15 protein-coding genes and 2 pseudogenes are annotated in these 20,334 nt (G+C 44.3%); 8 read left to right on the top strand and 9 right to left on the bottom strand.

The genetic code is table 11. The features are described 5' to 3' along the window. Nucleotides 1-255, top strand: a 255-nt coding sequence (locus L4B77_RS13610; protein WP_429751033.1) for an IS66 family transposase, incomplete at its 5' end; no start/stop codon positions are given. An 88-nt stretch (nt 256-343) separates the two neighbouring features. Here the strand turns inward: L4B77_RS13610 and L4B77_RS13615 are convergent. Together L4B77_RS13615 and L4B77_RS13620 are read right to left on the bottom strand one after the other, a co-directional pair. Continuing rightward, nucleotides 344-1,537, bottom strand: a complete 1,194-nt coding sequence (locus L4B77_RS13615) for an acetate/propionate family kinase (RefSeq protein ID WP_429751035.1) — start codon at nt 1,535-1,537, stop codon at nt 344-346. A 402-nt stretch (nt 1,538-1,939) separates the two neighbouring features. Continuing rightward, nucleotides 1,940-3,898: a DEAD/DEAH box helicase gene (locus L4B77_RS13620; protein ID WP_489686498.1), complete on the bottom strand. Its 1,959-nt coding sequence runs from the start codon at nt 3,896-3,898 to the stop codon at nt 1,940-1,942. A 378-nt stretch (nt 3,899-4,276) separates the two neighbouring features. On the opposite strand from L4B77_RS13620, the gene rnb reads away from it, so the two are divergent. Both rnb and L4B77_RS13630 read left to right on the top strand, forming a co-directional pair. Next, entirely contained in the window at nt 4,277-6,283 is a 2,007-nt protein-coding gene (gene rnb, locus L4B77_RS13625) for an exoribonuclease II (protein ID WP_429751039.1), read from the top strand. Between the two features lie 122 nt (nt 6,284-6,405). Continuing rightward, nucleotides 6,406-7,230, top strand: a complete 825-nt coding sequence (locus tag L4B77_RS13630) for an AraC family transcriptional regulator (RefSeq protein ID WP_429751041.1) — start codon at nt 6,406-6,408, stop codon at nt 7,228-7,230. A 99-nt stretch (nt 7,231-7,329) separates the two neighbouring features. Here the strand turns inward: L4B77_RS13630 and L4B77_RS13635 are convergent, their stop codons facing one another. Continuing rightward, nucleotides 7,330-7,692 carry a DUF3024 domain-containing protein gene (locus L4B77_RS13635; RefSeq protein ID WP_261840720.1) on the bottom strand — a complete coding sequence of 121 codons (363 nt, stop codon included), beginning with the start codon at nt 7,690-7,692 and terminating at the stop codon, nt 7,330-7,332. A 244-nt stretch (nt 7,693-7,936) separates the two neighbouring features. Here L4B77_RS13635 and L4B77_RS13640 point away from each other — a divergent pair, with 244 nt between their 5' ends. Next, nucleotides 7,937-8,752, top strand: coding sequence for a phosphate ABC transporter substrate-binding protein (locus L4B77_RS13640; RefSeq protein WP_429751043.1), 816 nt, complete (start codon nt 7,937-7,939; stop codon nt 8,750-8,752). A 92-nt stretch (nt 8,753-8,844) separates the two neighbouring features. On the opposite strand, the gene L4B77_RS13645 is transcribed toward L4B77_RS13640, so the two are convergent. From L4B77_RS13645 to L4B77_RS13655, 3 genes are all read right to left on the bottom strand, one after another. Beyond that, nucleotides 8,845-9,531, bottom strand: coding sequence for a MaoC family dehydratase (locus tag L4B77_RS13645; protein ID WP_261840718.1), 687 nt, complete (start codon nt 9,529-9,531; stop codon nt 8,845-8,847). 300 nt (nt 9,532-9,831) lie between these two features. Next, nucleotides 9,832-12,984: an efflux RND transporter permease subunit gene (locus tag L4B77_RS13650; protein WP_429751045.1), complete on the bottom strand. Its 3,153-nt coding sequence runs from the start codon at nt 12,982-12,984 to the stop codon at nt 9,832-9,834. An 11-nt stretch (nt 12,985-12,995) separates the two neighbouring features. After that, the gene (locus L4B77_RS13655) at nt 12,996-14,132 is read right to left on the bottom strand and encodes an efflux RND transporter periplasmic adaptor subunit (RefSeq protein ID WP_429751047.1); all 1,137 of its coding nucleotides are present in this window, start codon (nt 14,130-14,132) and stop codon (nt 12,996-12,998) included. Nucleotides 14,133-14,390: 258 nt separating this feature from the next. Here L4B77_RS13655 and L4B77_RS13660 point away from each other — a divergent pair, with 258 nt between their 5' ends. Then, nucleotides 14,391-14,834 (top strand): dCMP deaminase family protein, encoded by a 444-nt coding sequence (locus L4B77_RS13660; RefSeq protein ID WP_261840715.1) that lies wholly within the window; start codon nt 14,391-14,393, stop codon nt 14,832-14,834. Between the two features lie 152 nt (nt 14,835-14,986). On the opposite strand, the gene L4B77_RS13665 is transcribed toward L4B77_RS13660, so the two are convergent. From L4B77_RS13665 to pepT, 3 genes and pseudogenes are all read right to left on the bottom strand, one after another. Continuing rightward, nucleotides 14,987-15,829: a mechanosensitive ion channel family protein gene (locus L4B77_RS13665; protein ID WP_261840714.1), complete on the bottom strand. Its 843-nt coding sequence runs from the start codon at nt 15,827-15,829 to the stop codon at nt 14,987-14,989. A gap of 124 nt (nt 15,830-15,953) precedes the next feature. Beyond that, a pseudogene (locus L4B77_RS13670) lies at nt 15,954-16,022 on the bottom strand (DM13 domain-containing protein); the annotation flags it as partial. A 161-nt stretch (nt 16,023-16,183) separates the two neighbouring features. Then, nucleotides 16,184-17,416 (bottom strand): peptidase T, encoded by a 1,233-nt coding sequence (gene pepT, locus L4B77_RS13675; RefSeq protein WP_429751049.1) that lies wholly within the window; start codon nt 17,414-17,416, stop codon nt 16,184-16,186. 347 nt (nt 17,417-17,763) lie between these two features. On the opposite strand from pepT, the gene L4B77_RS13680 reads away from it, so the two are divergent. The 3 genes and pseudogenes from L4B77_RS13680 to L4B77_RS13690 all read left to right on the top strand — a co-directional run bounded on the left by L4B77_RS13680 (nt 17,764) and on the right by L4B77_RS13690 (nt 20,268). Continuing rightward, complete coding sequence (locus L4B77_RS13680; RefSeq protein ID WP_429751051.1) at nt 17,764-17,910, top strand: hypothetical protein; 147 nt, start codon at nt 17,764-17,766, stop codon at nt 17,908-17,910. Between the two features lie 440 nt (nt 17,911-18,350). After that, nucleotides 18,351-19,343 (top strand): annotated as a pseudogene (locus tag L4B77_RS13685) (aldo/keto reductase). A gap of 190 nt (nt 19,344-19,533) precedes the next feature. Continuing rightward, a complete protein-coding gene (locus tag L4B77_RS13690) occupies nt 19,534-20,268 on the top strand; it encodes an RNA methyltransferase (RefSeq protein ID WP_429751053.1) in 735 nt (244 codons plus the stop codon). Nucleotides 20,269-20,334: the final 66 nt, after the last annotated feature.

Consider the following 20,334-nt stretch of genomic DNA (forward strand, 5'->3'; position numbering starts at 1 on the left):
GTTGAAGATGGGCATTTATCTATCGACAACAACCGAGCAGAGCGCGCAATCAAATCGCTGGTCATTGGCAGAAAAAATTGGTTATTCTCGACGAATCCGCTTGGTGCTGATGCGAGTGCTTTGCTGTATAGCATCATCGAGACGGCGAAAGCGAACGGACTGATACTCTACGATTACATGGTCAAATGTATGAAAGAACTGGCAAAGCCAGAGCCTGATATTAACTCTCTTCTGCCTTGGAACGTCTCACACTGAAATTAAAACGCCCCGTGGGATTATGGGGCGCATACAAAAAACGAGCCACTTGGGCTCGCTTTTCATTATCTGATTTTCTTAGAATCTATTACAGAAGTTCTACCGACTGTTGAGCAATCACGAATTCTTCGTTGGTTGGGACAACCATTGCAACAGCGCCTAACATTTCTGACTTAGCGATGATGCCTTCAGCACCAAAGCGAGCCGCCTCGTTACCTGCGACATCTTCAACAAAACCAAGGATCTTAAGGCTGTTTAGAATTTCACGACGAATTGGTAAAGCGTTCTCGCCGATACCACCAGTAAAGATAATGCCGTCTAAAGAATCTAGCGTTGCAAGGTAAGAAGCAACGTATTTAGCTACGCGGTATGTGAACACTTCGAAAGCGAGCTTAGCGCCTTCATGGCCCTCTTCCATTGCTTCTAAAATGCCACGAGCATCGCTCGTAAGACCAGACACGCCTAGGAAGCCAGACTCCTTGTTAAGAGAGTTGAAGACTTGCTCTTGTGACCAACCTTTCTTAAGAAGGTATTCGATAATACCGGGGTCTAGGTCACCACAACGTGTACCCATCATTAGGCCAGAAAGTGGTGTAAAGCCCATAGAAGTATCGACACTGTTCCCATCTTTGATAGCACATACCGATGCGCCGTTACCTAGGTGAACAGAAATGAAACTAGACTTTTCAACCGGTTTGTTTAGCATTTTCGCAGCTTCACGGCTTACGAAGTAGTGGCTCGTACCGTGGAAGCCGTAACGACGAACACCGAAATCTGTGTAAAGTTCTTTAGCGATTGCACCAGTAAATGCACGCTGTGGCATTGTTTGGTGGAAAGCCGTATCAAATACAGCGAACTGAGGCAGAGAAGGGAAAGCTTCAATCGCAGCACGGATACCAATAGCACCTGCTGGGTTATGAAGTGGAGCAAGATCAGATAGGCTTTCAATCTCGTTGGTTACTTCTTCAGTAATGCGAACGGTTTGAGTGAATTTCTCGCCGCCGTGAACAATACGATGACCGATAGCCACAATATCAGCCGTGAAGCCAAGAGCTTCCATTAGGCCAACCAATTTGCCAATAGCAACTTTGTGATGGCTATCTTCACCTTGAATGGCAATTTCAGTTTTTTCACCTTGATATTTCCAGCTCATACGAGCATCTTCAAGACCAAAACATTCCCCTAGACCACTTAATACTGCCTCACCAGAAACAGAATCGATTACAGCAAATTTTAGGGATGAACTACCCGAGTTAATAACCAGAACAAACGAATTAGACATTGGATATGGTTCCTGTTTCTTTACGAATTGGATGAAATTTTAGTTAAACCCATTATTCAATAATTTTTGAATGTTTCAACTTTTGTTTTGCAAAAGTCGCCAAATGAACACTATTAAGTTGATCTTCGTCATCATTTTATTTATTTCGAGAGATAAATTAAAAAAAAGTTGAGTAATAATACAATAAATTGATAAAGCAAACGACTGCGCTCACTCTTTCAGTCAATTTAAATGCTTCAAATACCCCTAAAGTTATGAGCAATGAACAACAGCATAAAGATGCCTGTTTGACTGCGTATGCCCAATAATTCGGTAACACACCAAAAAAGAGTAGTGTTCTGGGTATAAAAAAACCGAGCATTATGCTCGGCTTCTAAATACTTTGTTCAAGCTAAAGGTTGATTAACCTTCGCTGCGCTCTGGACGACGACCGCGGTTGCCGCCATTACCAGCTGCTGCGTTGCCATGGCCACGTTCACCACGGAAGTTACCACGGTGATCACCACCACGGTTACGGTCAAAGCGACGTTCACCATCACGTCCGCCAGCAGCGTTACCATCGCGAGCACCGTCACGGTTGCCACGGTATCCACCACGACCGCCTTCACGGTTACCACCTTCGCGGTTGCCACCTTCACGGTTACCACGGTAGCCGCCGCCATCACGACCGCCGCCGCCACGACGAGGCTCACGGAAGTCGTTGAAATCAACCACTACAGCGCCAGCTTCTTTTTGACGAATGCGAAGTTTGCTTAGCTTACCAGCCGTTTCAGAGTTCATTGCTTTTGGCAGTTGAACGTAAGTCGAACCTTGGTCTAGCTTGATAGCACCGATAGAACCTTTAGTTAGGCCAAGTTCGTTTGCTAGTGCACCAACGATGTCTTTAACCTGAACGCCTTGCTCACGGCCAACTTGTAGTTGGTACGTATCCCAATCTTGAGTATTGAAGTTACGACCACCACCGTCACGGCCGTTGTCACGATCTTCACGACGCTCTTTGCGACGGTTCTTATCACGCTCAATAGCCGCGATCATTGGGTCTTCGCCAACGTAGAATAGTGGGCTCTTACCTTGCTGACGCTTAAGAAGCATTGCAGCTAGAGTAGCAGCATCAACGTCTAGAGACTCTTGAAGAGTAGAGATAAGACCTGCAAAGTTTTCTAGTGCTTTACTCTCTTTCTCAGTTTCAAGTTCAGCACCAAGCTTAGCAACGCGTGCAGCAGCAACTTGGTCACGTAGAGGAAGTTGGATTTCTTCCATCGATGACTTAGTTACGCGCTCGATTGTGCGAAGCATGCGAATTTGGTTAGTGCGAACGAGTAGGATCGCTTTACCTTTACGTCCAGCACGGCCAGTACGACCAATACGGTGGATGTAAGATTCAACATCGAATGGGATGTCGTAGTTAAATACGTGAGTGATACGTGGAACATCGAGGCCACGTGCTACAACGTCAGTTGCAACTAGGATATCGATAACACCTTGTTTGATGTGATCAACAGTGCGCTCACGTAGAGACTGAGGAATATCACCGTGCAATGCAGCAGCTTTGAAGCCACGTGCAGATAGCCAATCAGCGAGACGTTCAGTGTCTTGACGAGTACGTACGAATACGATAGACGCGTCAGTTTCTTCAGTTTCAAGAAGACGAGACATTGCTTCGTCTTTCTCTACGCCTTTAACAACCCAGTAATTCTGCGCGACTTTGTCCACTGTGTGGTTAGTACCAGCAACGTCAACTCGAGCCGGGTTACGTAGGTAACGGTCAACAATAGTCTTAACCATTGGAGGCATAGTTGCAGAGAAAAGTACACGCTGTGCAGATTCTGGCGCTTGCTCAAGAATCCAAGTAACATCATCTACAAAGCCCATTTTTAGCATTTCATCTGCTTCATCAAGAACAAATGTATGTGCTTCATCTAGGTGTAGACGGTCACGAGTCAGTAAGTCTTTAACACGACCTGGAGTACCTACAACAATGTGAGCGCCGCGGCTTAGAGCACGCATTTGGTCAACAATTGAAGCACCACCGTAGATTTCAAGAACTTTAAGACCGTTAATGTCACGACCTAAGTTTTTGATTTCCGCAGCAACTTGAATCGCTAGCTCACGAGTAGGAGCCATGATGATTGCTTGTGGTTTGTGTTGGTTCAGGTTGATTTTGTTAAGTAAAGGCAGAGAGAATGCGGCTGTTTTACCAGTACCAGTCTGTGCTTTACCTAGTGCGTCACGGCCTTCAAGTAGAAGAGGAATTGCTGCTGCTTGGATTGGAGTCGGAGAAACGAAACCCATACTATCAAGAGCTGAAAGAATGTTATCGTTTAGGGCTAATTCATTGAATTGAATTACAGATTCGGACATTGGGATCCCACTATATATAAAAAAACAAAAGGTCCCGGGAGCTCTACCAATTCCAATACTGATCCAATCAGATACTGATTCCATTCAGAGTTACGAAGCAGTAATAAAACACTTCAAGCCATTAGGGACGTCTAAGGGAGGCGGATTATTCCCTAAATGCATAAAAAAAGCCAGAAAAAATTGAAATACATCACATATTTTCCGGTTTTATATCAAATCTGACCATCATTTGGTCAAAACTTGATGAATATCTCTTCACCGTTGATCATTTCAATCAAATAAGTGGGTAATTAATTTAAGTCCACTTCGGCTTTAAGTAGTAATCGGCCCTCGCAATGATTATAGTGTGCTCAATTGTTCTCGTTAGATAAAAGTAAGATGTTTCAAGATAATCCTCTACTCGCTCAGCTCAAGCAGCAAATCCAAGAAACACTCCCTAAAAAGGAAGGCACTATCAAAGCCACTGAAAAAGGCTTTGGTTTTCTCGAAGTTGATAGCAAAACAAGCTTCTTTATCCCGCCTCCGTACATGAAGAAATGTGTACATGGTGACAAGGTCATTGCCATCATTCGTACGGAGAAAGATCGTGAAGTGGCCGAACCAGAGGAATTGGTTGAACAAGGTCTTACTCGCTTCATCGCCCGAGTTAAACTTTTCAAAGGTCGACTGAACGTTGTCCCTGATCATCCGCAATTGAAAAAGCTGCAACTTAAAGCGAAAGCAAAGAAGGGCCTAAACCCAGAAACGCTTAAAGAAGGTGACTGGGTCGTTGCTCATATCGTTCAGCACCCATTAAAAGGTGACAATGGCTTCTTAGCTCAGATCTCTGAGAAAATCACAGACGCTGACGACAAAATTGCCCCTTGGTGGGTAACGCTGGCACAAAACGACCTACCAAACAGCGAACCTGAAGGCATCGACAACTGGCGAATCAACGACGACGCCGATCTTGAACGTGTAGACATGACAAACATCCCTTTCGTGACTATCGATGGCGAAAGCACAAAAGATATGGATGATGCGCTTTACGCGAAGAAGAAAGAGAACGGTGACTTTGAGCTGACTATCGCGATTGCGGATCCAACAGCTTACATCTCTCCAGATGATTCGATGGATAAAGTGGCGCGCGAGCGTGGTTTCACAATTTATCTTCCAGGTCGTAACATCCCAATGTTACCTCGCGACCTTGCTGACAACCTATGTTCACTGATCGAGAACGAAGTTCGCCCTGCACTTTGCTGCACAGTAACGGTATCTAAAGACGGCGTTATCGGTGATGACATTCACTTCTTCGCTGCAAACATCAAATCTCATGCTCGTCTTGCTTATGACAACGTATCAGACTGGCTAGAAACAGGGGCATCAGAGAAATGGCAACCATCAGAAGAGATTGCTGCCATTGTTTCTGATCTTCACCAGTTCGCTCAAGCACGCTCAGCATGGCGCTCAGCAAACGCTGTTGTGTTCCCAGATCGCCCTGACTACCGTTTTCAACTTAGCGAAGATAACGATGTTGTCGCTATCCACGCTGACATGCGTCGTAGCGCAAACAAGCTGGTTGAAGAAGCCATGATCAGCGCGAACATCTGTGCGGGCCGAGTACTAAAAGAGAGCTTCAACCAAGGTGTGTTTAACTGCCACTCTGGTTTCAAGGCTGAGAAAGTCTCTGATGTTCTTGAACTGGTAAATCCGCAAGCGGAAACGCCGTTCACTGAAGAACAAATCGTTTCTCTAGAAGGTTTTGCGACTCTACGTCGTTGGTTAGGTTCTTTAGACAACAGCTACTACGACAACCGTATTCGTAAGTTCCAAGCGTACAGCGAGATCAGCAATGAGCCTGCACCACACTACGCGATGGGGTTAGATATTTACGCAACTTGGACTTCTCCAATTCGTAAATACGGCGATATGATTAACCACCGTATGCTAAAAGCACACATCCTAGGTAAAGCACCCATTCAAACACCAGATGAAACCATTGGTGATGAACTTGCCCTGCACCGCCGTCACCACGGCATGGCTGAACGTAATGTTGGTGATTGGTTGTATGCTCGCACTCTCGCCAATGCTCCAGCAGAAGAAACTTGTTTCCAAGCTGAGATTTTCGATATTAACCGTGCAGGTATGCGTGTACGTTTACTTGAAAATGGTGCGGCTGCCTTTATCCCAGGCTCTCTCATTGTTGATAATAAAGAAAGAGTAGAGTGCAACGGTGAAATGGGTACTGTTTCTATCGATAAAGAAATGGTATACAAATTGGGGGACGTTTTAGAAGTTGTGCTCTCAGAAGTTAATCAAGAAAACCGTAATTTAGTAGCAAAACCTACTCAAGTATTTGCGGACTTGCCTAGCGAGCCTGAAACGACAAACGGAACCGAAGCTTAAAAGCTCACAAGGTTCAACTCTAAAGGCGCTAATGATTAGCGCCTTTTTTCGAGGTCTCATTCTTAAATAATACTGGAAAATAAGCTCTAAGCATTCAATTTACAACGTTAAAGAAGCACGCTATGTCATTGATCACAGTTACTCATATCAGAAACTTCATCCCAAGAAAACGAGAACGCTATCCAGCCTCTAAAAACGGTATCTTCATCGTATCTAAAGGCCGTATTTCTTTTAATTTACCCGATGGTTCAAAAGCTTCACTGCAAGCGGGTGACTTTACTCTTTACAATTCAAGTCAGCTCAAAGACATCACCATTAACACTGAGTATGGTGAGTTTAGTGCCACCTATTTAGATTTTGATTTGTCTATTTTCCAAACCTTTATGAATCAGTTTGGTGATTTTGAATTAAATCGACAGCCTGATGAACACATTAAATTCAACAAAACTGACATTGAGATACATCAGTTAAAAGAACTTATCCTATCTTTGGCGAATTCATCAACTCAAAATAACTATGCTCTCACTCAATTAAGCCTAGGCCTGCTATCCCTTATGGTCGAGCAATACCCGGCTTTATTGTTGACGATAGCTCAAGCTTCAAATCTGACGGTGACACAGAAAGTCATCCATTACATCGATCATAGCATCGAAAACAGTATCTCATTGGATACGTTAGCCCGTTATATGAGGATGTCTCCCGCTACGCTTAAACGTCGTTTGTCCGCTGAAGACCTATCATTTTCAAACCTATTGAAAATTAAGCGCATTGCGCACGCTGCAACTCTACTCAGAGCATCAAACAAATCGATTACTCAAATCGCTTATGAGTCCGGTTTTAAAAGTGCCGCACACTTCAGTACCGCCTTTAAAGCGTATCACGGTCAGACACCGAAAGACTTTCGTGCATTAATCGAAAAAAATCGACGGAAACGTATCAAGTCGTAAATATAAAAAATATAGCTTGCTCGCGATATATTCGTTTGAAACTTCTGAAAAGGAATTCACTTTGGCTTAAAACCACCAGTATAAGTTAAAGTGACCGGATCATGACCAGAAGTACGATTTAGGATCTTTTTCTATCTCAGTCAGAATAGCGTCAAGATCCTTCGATTGAGGTAGGTAAGGATAAGGTCCCCAATTTACTGAGTCACATTCCGCCTGTTCACCAACGGGCACCATCACTAACCAACAAGATAACGACTCATCAAAGGTTACATAGGCAATCTCATTGGTATAATGACTGTGTGAAGAGTCGAGTAGATAATGCGCCTGAGAAAACAGTACACCGCCCTTGTACACTTCAAACAAGGATTTGCCTAGCTCAACCGGTAAACTGCGATTACGGCAAGTACAGAGCCTTTCAGCCCCGCTTAAAAGACGATTCAGTTCAATATGAGTAACAGACATAACACCCCTTGTAACTTCTTAGCATCTCTCTCAGTCGTGAGTGCGTTTAACTAGCTTAGGACTCAACCCACATTTTAGCTAACTCGCGCCAACAAAATACCGGCCTTGCTCCCAGAAACATCCCCGCCTATTCCAAAGGTGCATTACTTTAAAACACCAACCACATCGTGCTTTTAGAATTTCACAAAAATGTCATGTAACCGACCTATGATATTCGACAAATGTCATCAATTTGGAATTATCTATGTTACGAGTCGCACTTATCTCTCTTTTATCCTTACCCCTCTTTTCCCAAACTGCTTTTGCACAACAAACCAGCATTTCGGGGTCGACCTCTGTAGCACGAGTGATGGATGTATTAGCAGAAGAGTACAATAAGACTCACCCTGACAATTATGTTGCAGTCCAAGGCATAGGTTCTACAGCCGGTATTACTATGGTGGATAAAGGTGTGTCTGATATCGGTATGAGTTCACGCTACTTAACCAACCGTGAACAGAACGAAAAATTGAAGGTATTTCCAATCGCCTTTGATGGTCTAGCCGTCATTATTAACCGTTCAAACGGTGTTAATAACGTTACCCGCGAACAACTGTTCGATATCTACAAAGGCAAGATCGCAAACTGGAAAGACATTGGTGGTGCAGATCAACCTATCGCAGTGGTCACTCGTGAAGCGTCTTCAGGATCCCGTTATAGCTTCGAAAGCTTGCTTGGCTTAACGAAGATCATTAACGATCGTCTGGTGTCTGATATCAACCCAAATAACTTGGTGGTGAACAGCAACAGCATGGTCAAAACAATTGTAAACCACAACCCACATGCGATTGGTTTTATCTCTGTTGGTTCTATCGATCGTTCAATCAAAGCCCTCACCTTTGAAGGCATCGAGCCTACATCAAAGAACATTGCCAACCACAGCTATGATTTAGCTCGCCCATTCCTACTGCTATACAAAATCGATACTGTTTCTCGCGAGACTCAAGATTTCATCAAGTTCGTCAAGTCAAAGCCGGCACAAGAACTTATCGAAGAGTATGGCTACACTCCTATAAAGTAAGCGATAAGCGGTCAACGCTTGCGGTCGGATAGAACACAAATAAAAAGAGAGAGCATTAGGCTCTCTCTTTTTAGGTATCGAGTATAGGTCGATTAGAAGTGCAGTTGAATGACCGAAACAATCACAGCCCCAGGGCGACGAACCCCTTCGATTTCGACACGAATTTCACGCTCAATCTCTAAGCCTTTTTTAATTGGCGTAACTTTTATCAGTGTACTCTTAGCACGGACGTTACTGCCTGATTTCACCGGATATGGGAAACGTACTTGGTTAAGACCAATATTCACAACCATCTTAGCGGTCGGGAATTGAGATTTATCCGGATCGACACTGTCAGTCAATCGAGGAAGCAGAGATAAGGTCAAAAAACCATGGGCGATGGTTGTTTTGAACGGAGAGTCGGTCTCTGCCTTCGAAGGTTCAGTATGAATCCACTGCATATCTTCAGTCACTAAGCCGAACTGATTAATACGTTCTTGACTTACATTGATCCAATCACCAGTATGAATCACTTCACCAATTTGTTCATTAAGCTCATCAAACACACGTTGTGCTTCCGGCTTTAGAAGGATCGGTTGTTCAATTGGCATATCAGGAGCATCTTCATTTACCGCAGGTATATGGTGATCACGAACCCACGCGAAAAAATGGCTATTTTGAGTACGATTTAGAAAATCGCCCCAGTAATCTTTAAGAGCTGGAGACATCCATTGCATAAACTCTGAGTGTTGCGAAGACACGCCTTCGCCTCGATGTTTAAATAAATCAATGACTCTCATAAGAACCTCAATGCGTAATAAATTTCAATGTAACACGTTAATTTTGAAACACTTCACATTATTGTGCAAACCTTTTCGAGCATACACACGTTAGCTGAACCCCAATAACTCGTTTAAAAACAAAACGTTATCAATAAAACATCATTTTATTACAAACCTAAAATTAGACTTTTAGCTCCATCAAAAAATAAACATTTGGTTATATGTATTGTTTTATTGATTCCCTATTGAAATATAAAAGGCTTAGAACAATACCAAGCCTTTATTATAAACGGTCAGTTTACTTAGCATTGATGCGCTTTACTCATCATCGAGAGGAATCAACTTCGTGTTACCACCGTGTGCCTTTTCACGCTTGCGTTGCACGAAAGCATAGAAACCGGGAATTAAGAACGTACCCGCCAGTAATACACATAACAGACCACCGATCAGTGAAATACCCAACGAGTTCTGACTCACGTGACCCGCACCCGCAGCAAAAATAAGCGGGAAGATACCTAAGATAAACGACCAAGACGTCATGTTCACAGCGCGGAAACGCAGTGTTCCCCCCTTCACAGCGGCATCTTCGATTGATGTGTCTTTTTCTTCACGTTCAACTTTCGCGAACTCCACAATCAAGATGGCGTTCTTTGCGGCTAAGGCTATCAAGAGCACTAAACCAATTTGTGCATAGAGGTTCAACGGTGTCCCTGTCAGGTTCAAGGCTAAAAAGGAACCGAGAGTCGCAACGGGTACCACTAAGATAATGGCAATGGGTATGGTCCAGCTTTCGTACTGAGCGACCATAAACAGATAGATGAAGATCAATGCCAATGCAAAAGCGAAAATGGCTTGGTTGCCAGCAAGAACTTCTTGATATGCCATACCGGTCCATTCGTACTGATAACCCTGAGGCAATACATCTGCCGCCACCCGTTCCATAGCCGCAATCGCATCACCACTTGAGTAACCCGGAGCGGGTTGCCCTTGGATCACGGCACTTCGGTACATGTTGTAGCGCCATGCTACATCCGGTTCGAAGATCTGGTCGTACGTAACTAAGGTACTTAATGGGATCATCTCACCATTAGACGAACGAACGTGGAATCGTTGTAGGTCATCCATGCTACTACGGTGTTCACTGTCAGCTTGCATGGTTACGCGGAAATTCTTACCAAACATGGTGAAATCATTCACGTAGAGTGAACCTAGGTTACCTTGTAGCGTTTGGAAGATTTTCGACAACGGAATACCAAGTTGTTGCGCTTTCTCACGGTCAATGTCGACATAGTAATGCGGTACATTGGCACGGAAGGTACTGAATGTGTGTGAAATCTCTGGCTGTTTCGTGGCCTCAGCAATCACGTCATTCATAACCATCGCTAAATCAGTACGGCTACGACCTAATGTGTCTTCAAGAACAAATTCGAAACCAGAAGCCGCGCCCATACCTGGCACCGCAGGTGGTCCCATAGCAAAGACGATAGCTTGAGGCAGTTCCGTTGCTGCTCGACCATTAATACGCTGCGAGATCGCTTGAGCTGAATGCTCTCCCTTTAACGCATTACGCATATCCCAATCGTGAAGTTTAATGAAAAGCGACGCACCATTCGACGCGGAAGCGCCCGTCATGAATGCATAACCATTAACCAGTGTTACGCCATCAACCCCAGGCTCTTGCTCAACCATTTCAAGCAATTGCTCAGTGACCTCTTCTGTACGGGACAAAGACGCCGCATCGGGCAATTGAACATTCACCAGCAAAATCCCTTTATCTTCTTGAGGAACGAATGCCGTTGACGTTGTCTTGGTGAAGTAAGTAACAGCCGCCAGTGCCACCACAAAGAAGGTAAACAGCAAAGCTCCCTTTTTCACGAGGAAACCTGCAATTTGACCGTATTTATTGGTGACTGATTCAAGACCACGGTTAAACGCTTGATACCAACGCGCCGTATTTCCACCACCTTGCTTGAGAACCAGTGAACACAATGCTGGGGAAAGTGTTAATGCGTTAATCGACGAGATAACCACCGCGATACAGATAGTCAGAGCGAACTGACGATACATGATTCCCGTGATACCTGGTAGCATTGCCACTGGGATGAATACCGCTAACAGAACCAAGGTTGAAGTAACGATCGGACCGGTCACTTCTTTCATCGCAATAAGGGTGGCTTTACGCGGTGAAATGGTTGGATCTTTGGCCATCGTAGTATCGACGTTCTCAATAACCAAGATCGCATCATCAACTACGATACCAATCGCCAATATCAAACCAAACAAGGTTACGGTGTTGATCGTAAACCCTGTCATTTGCATTACCGCGAAAGTACCAATCAAAGAGACTGGTATCGCCACTACAGGAATCAAGGTTGCACGAGCACTGCCCAAAAACAGGTATGTCACCGCGATAACCAATAAAATGGCTTCAATTAATGTTTTGACGACGCCTTTGATCGACTCTGCTACAAATAATGTGGTGTCATAACTGGCCTCATAAGCGACGCCTTCAGGGAAGTTTTTGCTCAAATTGTCGAGCATTGCCATGACCGCTTTACCACTTTCCAGCGCGTTCGCATCTGATTGAAGTGACAGTGTTACGATTGAAGCATCTTGACCACGGTATTTACCATTGCCGTCGTAGAACTTTTTACCGAGCTCGACGCGTGCAACGTCTTTTAAGTAAACCGTTGAACCATCTTGATTAGCGCGAAGGACAACATTTTCAAACTCCTCAGCCGTTTCGAGTCGACCTTTGGTGACTAAGTTGAACTGTACCTCTTGTGGATTAGCGTATGGCGCAGCACCAATACGACCTGCCGCGACTTGAACATTCTGCTCTGCCAATGCTCCGTACACATCTGATGTGGTTAAGTTAAGCGTTGCCATTTTCTCCGGGTCTAACCAAACACGCATCGAGTACTCACCGCCACCCAACACGTTTACTTCACTGATCCCCGACACACGTGCTAATTGGTCTTTAATGTTCAAGTTTACATAGTTGATCAGGAATTGATCGTCATACTCACCGTTTGGCGAATAGAAGTTCAATACCATCAACAGGTCCGGAGAACGCTTCTTAACCGTTACACCCACCATTCTTACTTCTTGTGGAAGCTTCGATTCAATTTGAGCAACGCGGTTCTGGACGTTGACCTGAGCCATATCTGGATCCGTACCAACATCAAAGGTGACATTAAGGTTGTATGAACCATCGTTTGCACTTTTAGAAGACATATAAATCATATCTTCAACGCCGTTAACCGAAGTCTCTATGGGGTCGGCTATCGCCTGTTCTACCACTTCCGCACTTGCCCCCGTGTAGAATGCAGAAACACTGACAGAAGGCGGACTTATTTTTGGATATTCAGCGACTGGCAAAATAGCGAGAGAAATCGCGCCTGCCAGCGTTAATATGATGGAAATAACAAGGGCAAACTTAGGCCTTTGAATAAAGAAACGACTTAACATAAATAGTTCCCTTATTCCGCTTGTTCAGCAGAAGGTTGAATACGAACAGACATACCATTACGGACACGCTGTAGGCCTTGAGTGATGACCACGTCGTTTTTCTCTAGGCCAGAATGAACAATCACCCCCTCTTCAACCTGTCGACCCATTTGGATGTTTCTACGCTCAGCAACTGGTGTGGTATCACCTTCGACTAACACCATCACAAAATCACCTTCTAAATCGGTTTGAACGGCACGGCGAGGAATCGTCACAACATCTATTGCTTTTTTATCACGCAGATTTACGCGTACGTGTTGGCCAGGCAAAAGTTGTTGTGCAGGGTTATCGACAATCGCGCGCATCGCGATCGTACCAGTATTGAGATTGATACGATTGCCTAAGAAATCCAGCTGACCTAGGTGCTCGAAAACCTCACCGTTTTCCAACACAATCTCAACATCAACGCGATCAGAGCTACTGCTGCCATCGCCTTCAATACGATCCATACCCAACTCTATACGCTCACGCTCGCTGATGCTGAACGATGCATGAATGGGATCTAAGCTAACCAAAGTAGTCAGTACTCCTGAGGAGGGTGAAACGAGGTCCCCTTGACTGACTTTGGTGTCGCTAATTCTCCCAGAAAAAGGCGCGATAATTTGGGTGTGAGAAAGTTGAACATTCGCGGCATTAAGCTGAGCTTGGCTAGCTTCAAGCTGAGCTTGAGAACCTAATAAATTTGCCGTTAAAGCATCAAATTCCGATTGAGAAATACTGCCTTTAGGAAGGAGGTTTTTACCACGATTGAAGTCAAGCTCTGCTTTTTTAAGGTTCGCATTCGCTTGAGCAACCGATGCTTTTGCACTGGCGACTTGAGCTTCAAATGGCGATGGTTCAATCGAATAGAGCAGCTGGCCCTTCTCGACCATTTGTCCCTCTTTGAAATGGCGGCTTTGTAAGTAGCCCGAAACCTGCGCCGTGATCGCCGTATCTTCAACCGCTTCAATACGACCGATGTACGACTTACTTTGCTGGTGAGAAATAACGCTAACATCCTGTACAGCTACGAGAGGTAATGGCGCTTGCTTGGCATTGTGGGCATCTTGCCCACATCCAGCAAGAAAAAGAGAGCTTGCAAGAGCCGTAAGGATTAACTTTTTACGCATGGTTATACCGTCACTAATAAGAATTTGAACAGTATGAAAGTTACGTAACACCCATGCCTAAAATGTCCGAGGAATATCAATTGTTATTTGGAATATGTATCAGTGTGTAACAGGCAACCCGATGCTTATAATGCGATTACAAATAAGCAACAATTTTAATCCAAAACCCTTTCAACACTTTGATCAACTAGGTATATTAACGCACATCCTGTATCTTGTTAGATAAGCATTCATATTTAATTACTTAAGGTAATTCACATGATTTCAAAATGGGCTAAACGTTTTTATCAAATGGCTGAGCTAGTTGGCTCTTGGAGTAAAGATCCATCAACACAAGTTGGTGCTGTCATAACCAAGCATAACCGCATCGTTTCAGTCGGGTTTAATGGTTACCCTCATGGCGTATCAGACAGTGCCGATACCGATGATCGTGAAATGAAGTATCTCAAAACACTGCATGCTGAAGAGAATGCCATTCTGTTCGCTAAACGTGATTTAGATAGCTGTGAAATCTGGGTGACTCATTTTCCTTGTCCAAACTGCGCAGCCAAGATAATTCAAACGGGTATCTCTGCTGTCCACTGCCCAGAGCAAAGTGAAGACTTCTTGTCTCGTTGGGGAGATAAAATCAAAGTAAGCCAAGATATGTTTGAACAAGCAGGCGTACACATTGATTGGCTACCACTTGCCGAATTAGACTGAGCCCTCCCCCCTAGATTTACCGAACAAAAAAGCCGAGAGTCGATCCTATCGCTCTCGGCTTTCTGCTTTCTGCTTTCTGCTTTCTAAAATGAAATCATATAAGTGAATACAAGCATTATTAATGCCGCTGGTTGATAACAAAAACAAGCAAATTAACTGACGGCTGGGAATTCCAGCGCGTAGGCTTCCATAAACGCTTTCCGAATATCTTGCTCTAAATGAACCGCTTTTTCTGTTGGGCAAAAAATCATAAAGTGGACCTCTTGCTCACCCGTTGAGCTGCTCGTGATGTGGATATGAGGCTCAGGCCCCGGAAGGTCTACACCTGCATGCTTTTCAATCACACTGTTATAACGGCGTGCAACATCAATAAATTCGTCACAATGTTCTTCAATTTTAATGTTCAGTCCCGGCAACATTGGATATAGGTTAACGAATTCTTTTACGATCACGGTAAAGCTGTGATAAACATAACGCTTCATGAAATTCAGGTTTTTCACCGGGTAAGTAAAAAACATACTGTTGGGCAGCGTCGCCGTTTTACCCGTGAAATGATATTGCCCATGATAAAGGTCAATCTCCTGAATAACCGTCGCCATCAAATTATGCTCAATAACCTCTCCGCTTATTTTGCCTACCTCAATCCAATCACCGATTCGAAATGAACGAGAACTCGCTCGTTGAATTGAACCGGTAAAGCACAAGATGATCTCTTTTGAAGCAACGACTATCGCGACAGCAATGGCCGTCACAGACAGGGCAAACTCGCTTATTTCCGATTTCCACAAAACGAACATCGTAAATACGATCACGGCAAAGGTACCGTTCTTAGTGCGTGACATCCAATTCCGTTGATCTTCGCTCAGGAAAGCAACATCACCTCGGATCTGAGATAATGTGATGCGTCGGATGATCAAAATAATACCGATGATCAGAGCACTGAAAATAAACTTATGCGCGAGCAGGAAATCTATTACTTGCCACATCTTTTCCATTACTTATTCCTTTCGCTTTGAGACGATTAGCTTTACAAAAAAACAGCCACAAACGGCGTTATGGACAAACACTCATTTGAGAGCGCTCGATTGCATGCTTATGTTAACTATAGAGATAAGGCTATCATTTTATCTTGGCAGAAGTAATAAATTGACCAAAAGTTTCACACCAAATCACAACCGCATTCAATCGTTCAAAACAGGCAGTGCAGTAACACCCAGCCCAAAAACAACAACACCCACGGCTAAGTGGGTGCAAAATTATACTGATTGTTTGATCGCGAACGCCCTTTGCTTAACGAGAGTACTATTGAATACTCTCAACAATATCAAGAGAGTTCGCGTTCTAAGCTGCTATTTTTTGTAGTGAACTGCGGTACGTTGAGACAGCTCAACAATCACTTTAACCGCCTGTTCCATACCTTGAATCGTAATGAACTCATGAATACCGTGGAAGTTATAGCCACCAGTAAAGATATTCGGACATGGTAACCCCATAAACGACAAGCGAGCACCGTCCGTACCACCTCGGATAGGCTTAATCATTGGCTCAACATCGCACTTAATCATCGCTTGCTTAGCCAATTCGATAATATGTTGATGTGGTTCTACCATCTCTTTCATATTGAAGTAGCTGTCAGTCAACACCAACTCAACATGGCCCTTCTCAAGACGCGCATTTAACTCATCCACTTTCTGTTGCATGAATGCTTTACGCGCTTCGACTCCTTCTCGCTCAAAATCACGAATGATGTAGCCTAATTCAGAACGCGCCACGCCCATTTCGGCCGATTTCAAGTGGTAGAAACCTTCATAACCTTCAGTACACTCAGGTGTTTCTTGCGCAGGCATCATCAACTGGAATTGCGCCGCAATGTTCATTGAGTTGACCATTTTACCTTTTGCCGTACCCGGATGAACGTTCACACCATGACAAATAACATCGGCGCTCGTGGCGTTAAAGTTCTCAAATTCCAACTCTCCGACAGGGCCGCCATCAATAGTATACGCCCACTCAGCACCAAATTTTTTCACATCAAACAAGTTCGCGCCACGGCCAATCTCTTCATCTGGCGTAAAGCCGATACAAATGTCACCGTGTTTGATTTCAGGGTTCGCTTTCAGATAAGCAATTGCACTGATGATTTCAGCGATGCCCGCCTTATTATCAGCGCCAAGCAAAGTCGTTCCATCTGTCGTGATCAGATCATGTCCATGTAGGTGATTAAGATCTGGGTATTGGCTCGGGTTCAAGCTCTCACCACTGTCACCTAACTCAATGGTTTGGCCTTGGTAGTTTTTAACAACTTGGGGTTTAACGTTTAAACCAGAAGCATCAGGTGCAGTGTCCATATGTGCGACAAAACCAATGGATGGCACTGGGTAATCAACATTCGACGGCAGCTTTGCCATCAAGTAACCGTTTTGGTCTAGAGAGACATCAGCTAACTCTAATGCGATCAATTCTGCTTTTAAGGCTTCAGCAAACGTGATTTGACCCGGAGAACTTGGGCATTGCTGATTAGAAGGATCGGATTTGGTATCAAAAGTAACGTAATTGAGGAAGCGTTCGACAAGCTTTTCCATAATTCATCTCACCATGGATTGAGTGATTGAGTGACTGACTTAATTATTTATGTAGATAAGTAATTATTTGCTATTGGATTACTTACGTAGAGTCAGTAGCGAGGTTTTTATCTTACGCCCCTAGCCATGTATGTAATTGCTCTAAATCATTATTGTGCGAAATTAGGCAAGCTTCCTATACTAGAAACAGAGGGTTTCGTCAGTTATACCTTGCATCAGGATGATAAACGATGACTTTGTACACATTCTACGCCCTCCACTCTCAGCCTAAAAAAAGTACAAAGTGGATGATGATCACAATTTATCCTTGATGCAGAATCAGTCATACGTTACACGGAGACACAGTTATGACGATCAATAAATATTTTATTTTCTCTCCTCAAGCCTGTGAGGAAACACTTCAGCCCGTATTAACAGACAAAGAAGTTCAAAGACAGGAAGCGCTTAGACATGCGCAGACCCAAGGTGGGTTAGATACAAACGCGACCTCATAACTCAATGAATACCGAGCACAATTAAGACCCTGTCTCGTCCTAAAATACCCCTATAAAATGGCTCTACGCCCTATTCTGTAGAGCTTTTTTATTCTTGATCTATTCTGATCGCCCACGTTTTGACGATTAGAACGTCACTCGTCACTTCTTGTTCATCACTTCTCAACGACGTTTGGCTCATCACTTTTCACAAATGTATTTTCGCCCATGACTCACGCAAGCTTATCGCGCTGAGAAATGATTCACTAAACTCTCTGATGTCATACCTTGTCGCGCCATTTTGTGCTAATAATTCATATTCGTTTTCATTCCTCACTCGCCCGCTTTTCAACACTATAATGCGAGTACCAGAGAACCTAACCACAGGAATCCCGAATTCAATGGAATATTCAAAACTAGGCAGTAGTCAAATTCCCGTTTCCCGTATCTGCCTTGGTAGCATGACTTGGGGGCTACAAAATACGCAACAGCAAGCAGACCAACAGATCGAATACGCATTAAGCTAAGGTATTAACTTTCTTGATACGGCAGAAATGTACGCGGTTCCACCTTCTCCGGAGACCTACGGCAAAACAGAAGCGATTATTGGTAACTGGTTATCGCGTCATCCACAGCGCCGCCAAGAGCTCATTATTGCCAGTAAAATAGCGGGGCCCGGACTACCTTGGGTTCGAGATGGTGGTCCGATTACGGGTGACGCCGTTATCGCCGCCGTTGATGCTTCCTTAAAGCGTTTGCAAACTGACTATATCGACCTTTATCAACTGCACTGGCCGAATCGGACATCTCCACACTTTGGTCAACATTGTCCAAATCACATTCGATTCAGTGACATCGACCGAAAACAGCATGAAGCGGATATGCTGGAGATCCTCCAAGCACTGGCGACCTGCATTAAGGCCGGAAAAATTCGCCATATTGGTCTTTCAGATGACACCACTTGGGGCATTAATACTTACCTTAAGCTAAGTGAGAAGTACGATTTACCGCGTATGGTCTCTATCCAAAATGAATTCAACCTGCTACACGCAAAAGATTGGCCGTATTTGATTGAGAACTGTGTGCACGAAGATGTCGCTTACCTGCCATGGTCGCCTCTGGCTGCGGGCATGCTCAGTGGTAAATACATTGATGGTGCAAGACCGGAAGGCAGTCGTTGGACTTACATGCAACGTAAAGGCATTTTCCGTGACACTGAATCTGCCAATGAAGCGGTTAAAGGCTATGTTGAAGTGGCGAATGCTCACGGGTTCACTCCGAGCCAACTGGCATTGGCATGGTGTAATCAAGTCGATGGTGTGACGTCCACTATCATTGGTGCAACGACGATAGGGCAGCTAAAAGAGAATGTTGCTGCTTTCAGTAAGCCATTATCAAAAGAGGTTCTTACCGATATCAACACGGTTTTTAAGCGCTATCCTGCTCCGTACTAAGCCGTCAATTTACCGGCCTGTTCGGTTGAGCTTAACTTAGGTCAGTCAATCCCATAAGAGCGCGCTATTGAGTGCGCTTTTCTTTTTAAGTGGGGCGCTTTGCTTTTTATGTGGATCGCATTGAGTTATCACGCTTTTGGTTCTCCAGCCTTTGCTCTATAATGCGCGGGCTTATATCTAGGATAAAAACATGATTTCAAAAAACCAATTAAAACTCCTTCGCGCTTTGGGCCAAAAAAAACAACGTAAAGCCCATGGCCTGTTTCTAGTTCAAGGTGAAAAAAACGTTCTTGAGCTGTTCAATAGTGACTTAGTCGTGAAGAACGTCTTTGCTACCGCGGATTTCTTATCTGAAAATCACGCTTCACTGATTGAGTTTGATTGTGTTGAAGCTTCGTTAGACGACCTTACCAAAGCGAGCACTTTGGTGAGTAACAACGCGGCGATTGCGGTTGTTGAGATCCCTGCCGTTAAATTACCAAAAGCAACCGGGCTGATGATCGCACTTGATGGCGTGTCAGACCCAGGTAACCTAGGGACGATTATTCGCGTAGCAGACTGGTATGGCATTAAGCATATCGTTGCCAGCAGCGATTGTGCAGACCCTTATAACCCTAAAACGATCAGCGCGACCATGGGCAGCTTTGGCCGAGTTCAGGTAAGCCAAACAGATTTACCTGCCTACTTAGAGCAAGCGAACCTGCCTGTTTACGGTGCATTCTTAGAAGGCGAAAGTGTCCATAAGACGGCATTTACGGCCAATGGTATTTTACTGATGGGTAGCGAGTCTCACGGTATTCGTGAACATGCGGCTAAGTTCGTAACGGATAAGATCACGATTCCTGCATTCGGTGGTGCCGAATCTTTGAACGTAGCCATGGCGACAGGCATTATTCTCGACAACATGCGTCGTCAGCATAGCTAATCGATTCGAGAGAAACGACTAGCCAGACTTAGCGGGTATTTAAGAGCAAGATTCCCTATCTTGCTC

The organism is Vibrio minamisatsumaniensis, assembly GCF_050337445.1.
GTDB classification, from domain to species: domain Bacteria; phylum Pseudomonadota; class Gammaproteobacteria; order Enterobacterales; family Vibrionaceae; genus Vibrio; species Vibrio artabrorum.